Origin of the sequence: Staphylococcus sp. GDB9P120P (assembly GCF_017893435.1) — a bacterium.
Taxonomy (GTDB): domain Bacteria; phylum Bacillota; class Bacilli; order Staphylococcales; family Staphylococcaceae; genus Staphylococcus; species Staphylococcus cohnii.
On record NZ_JAESNB010000005.1, the window covers coordinates 1 to 3,302 of the forward strand.

The window sequence follows — 3,302 nt, forward strand, 5'->3', positions numbered from 1 at the left end:
TTAGCAATAGCAAATGAGTTTATAAAAGACCTCAAAAAACACCTTGATAATGCGCTTAATGTTATTAAAGTTATTAGAGAGATTTTTGAGAAGTTAGAGCAAGCTATTGGTAGAAATAAATATAGGAATTTAATGAATGATGTGAGTAAAGATAATGGTCGCATGATACAAGTAATACGAACGTTAGATAAACAAATACATCCTGAAGAACATCAAGAACAAAAAGATAATCAGAAACGTGGTAGAGGTATGAGCAGATAATAAAAGCCCTTATCAGAATAGATAAAGGCTTAAGTAAATACAATGTGGTATTGGTTGTACTCTCATGTATTATAACACGCATTTATGCCGAGAAAATCTATTTGTCGATGAGAGCCCTTAATTAGACTTAAAGCGCCAGCGGTCAATAGCGTCAGCTATTAAATCGACCGATGGACAGCTTTAGGATTATTAAGGAGCGCAGAATCGTCGGCAAATAGAGGAATTGGAATAATGCAATAAAGATATTAAACTAGATCAGTTTTTAACTGGTCTTTTTATTTTGTTTTTTTATGGTTTTGAATTACAAATTTTGGAGGAAAAAGGGGGCTACTACGACCCCCCTTTTAAGTGCCGAGTGCCAAATCAGAGATTGTGAAGTGTTTAGACCTTTAATATCAAGGGTTATAGCGATTTTTCACAAAGCTACAAATAGGCTACATTTTAGGGACTTTATAAGTTGTTTTATAGAAATCTCTAGACATGTATGTATAAATGGAATAAAATAAACTTATTAATTGTTAGAAATGGGGAGTAAAAATGGTTCGTACAAAAGTAGGTATAACTTTAACTGAAGATACTTTGAAAAGACTTGAAGAAATTGCAGAACAAATGGGCTTAAGTAAGTCCCAGGCTATTTCTATGTTGATTAATAACGAATATTTAAGTAAGTATCAAAGCGAAGATAAAATATTTAAGGCATAAAAAAAGTCTTAATCAATTAGACCAAGACATTTGATAGTGTTATATTAATAAGCAAATAAAAAGAAGTCGCTCACGCCCCTACCAAAGTTTGTGAATGCGACTTACCCAAAGAAAAAACACTAAGTTGTTTTTTTATATTTTGTATATCTAGATATTAAACGATATAAGTTTATTCTTCAAGATATATATTCGGGTGAGCGACTTCTTAAACAAAATTAAGGAGTCGATTTTTTATGTATAAAAATAATCATGCAAATCATTCAAATCATTTGGAAAATCACGATTTAGACAATTTTTCTAAAACCGGCTACTCTAATAGCCGGTTAAGTGGTAATTTTTTTACCACCCCTCAACCAGAATTAAGTTTTGATGCTATGACAATCGTTGGGAATTTGAACAAAGCCAATGCTAAAAAGCTGTCTGATTTTATGAGTATTGAGCCACAAATAAGACTTTGGGATATACTTCAAACAAAGTTTAAAGCTAAAGCACTTAACGAAAAAGTTTATATCGAATATGACAAAGTAAAAGCAGATAGTTGGGATAGACGTAATATGCGTGTTGAATTTAATCCTAATAAACTCACACATGAAGAAATGCTTTGGTTAAAACAAAACATTATCGACTACATGGAAGATGACGGTTTTACAAGATTAGATTTAGCTTTTGATTTTGAAGATGATTTGAGCGACTATTACGCAATGACTGATAAAGCAGTTAAGAAAACTATATTTTATGGTCGTAATGGTAAACCAGAAACAAAATACTTTGGGGTACGTGATAGCGATAGATTTATTAGAATTTATAATAAAAAACAGGAACGTAAGGATAATGCAGATATTGAAGTTATTTCAGAACATCTATGGCGTATAGAAATTGAATTGAAACGAGACATGGTTGATTATTGGAATGATTGTTTTAATGATTTACATATTTTAAAACCTGATTGGACAACACCAGAAAAAGTAAAAGAGCAAGCAATGATTTATTTGTTACTGAATGAAGAAGGCACATGGGGAAAACTTGAAAGGCATGCTAAATATAAATACAAGCAATTAATTAAAGAAATATCTCCAATTGATTTAACTGAATTAATGAAATCGACTTTAAAAGCTAACGAAAAACAATTGCAAAAGCAGATTGATTTTTGGCAACGTGAATTTAGATTTTGGAAATAATATTTAAAGATGAGAGGAGTCAATAATGGAGGAACCAAATAAGCAAATTGATAATGTTTTAATAGAATTGAAACGATTGTTTTCAAAAGATTTATTAGGAGTCTATTTATATGGTTCTTATGTTAAAGGGGGTTTAAAAAAAGATAGTGATGTTGATTTTCTAGTGATAATAAATAGAGATATGACTAAAGAAGAAAAAAGAATATTAATTTCGAAAATTATGCCTATCTCTAAAGAAATTGGTGAAGATACAAGTTTAAAATATATAGAATTAACTGTGCTTAATTATCATGAAAATGAAAATTGGTCTTATCCACCTATTGAAGAGTTTATCTATGGGGAATGGCTTAGAGGAGATTATTTAAATTATTTTATTCCAGAAAAGAATAATAACATTGATTTAACAATATTATTATATCAAGCCAAGCTTTCTTCAATATCAATTTATGGCGAAAATAATATTAATAACTTAATTCCTGATGTTCCATTTATTGATTTACAAAAAGCTATAAAGGAAAGTTCTAAAGAATTGATAAAAGATTTTTATGGTGATGAAACAAATGTTATTTTAACCCTTTGTCGTATGATCGTAACTTATGAAACAGGTAAGTTTTATTCAAAAGATTTAGCTGGCAGTATGATAATAGAAAATTTAGCAATTGAAGAAAATAATTTAATAAGTTTAGCTATTTCTAGTTATAAAAATGGTAATAGCGTTGATTGGGAACTTTTTCCTGTTAAGAGTGTCATTAAAAAACTTTATGCTTATTTGAATTATAAATTATGATAATAGCTTTTGTAATATTTACAATATCCAGTATTCCTTAAATTTTGAAAAAGAAAGTAAGTAGTTGAATATGTTGTTTTAGTTTTGATCTTTATGTTTAACAACCACTATTTTTGGTTGCTGATGTTTTGATTTTGAATTTGGTTTTGAACTTATGGACTGATTTATTCAGTCCATTTTTTGTGCAGGCAAAAAAACATGTTTTAGCCTCGCAGAGCATACGGTTTAACGACTTATTGAAAAATAAGTCTAGTATGTTAGACTTAAAGTATTAAATTACTTAACTAACCTTATTGTTGAGGAGTGAATTATATATGTCGTATTCAATTATTAGAGTTTCAAAAGTTAAAACAGGAACAAATACAACAGGCATA

At 29.2% G+C, this 3,302-nt stretch carries 3 protein-coding genes and 1 pseudogene; all 4 read left to right on the plus strand.

Going from position 1 to position 3,302, the window contains the following annotated elements:
- Positions 1-261: pseudogene (locus tag KA856_RS04540) on the plus strand (MobV family relaxase); the annotation flags it as partial.
- Positions 262-798: 537 nt separating this feature from the next.
- Positions 799-963, plus strand: a complete 165-nt coding sequence (locus KA856_RS04545) for a ribbon-helix-helix domain-containing protein (RefSeq protein ID WP_017722131.1) — start codon at positions 799-801, stop codon at positions 961-963.
- 233 nt (positions 964-1,196) lie between these two features.
- Positions 1,197-2,141 carry a replication initiation factor domain-containing protein gene (locus KA856_RS04550; RefSeq protein ID WP_210138526.1) on the plus strand — a complete coding sequence of 315 codons (945 nt, stop codon included), beginning with the start codon at positions 1,197-1,199 and terminating at the stop codon, positions 2,139-2,141.
- A 25-nt stretch (positions 2,142-2,166) separates the two neighbouring features.
- The gene (gene ant(9), locus KA856_RS04555) at positions 2,167-2,928 is read left to right on the plus strand and encodes an aminoglycoside nucleotidyltransferase ANT(9) (RefSeq protein ID WP_208182380.1); all 762 of its coding nucleotides are present in this window, start codon (positions 2,167-2,169) and stop codon (positions 2,926-2,928) included.
- Positions 2,929-3,302: the final 374 nt, after the last annotated feature.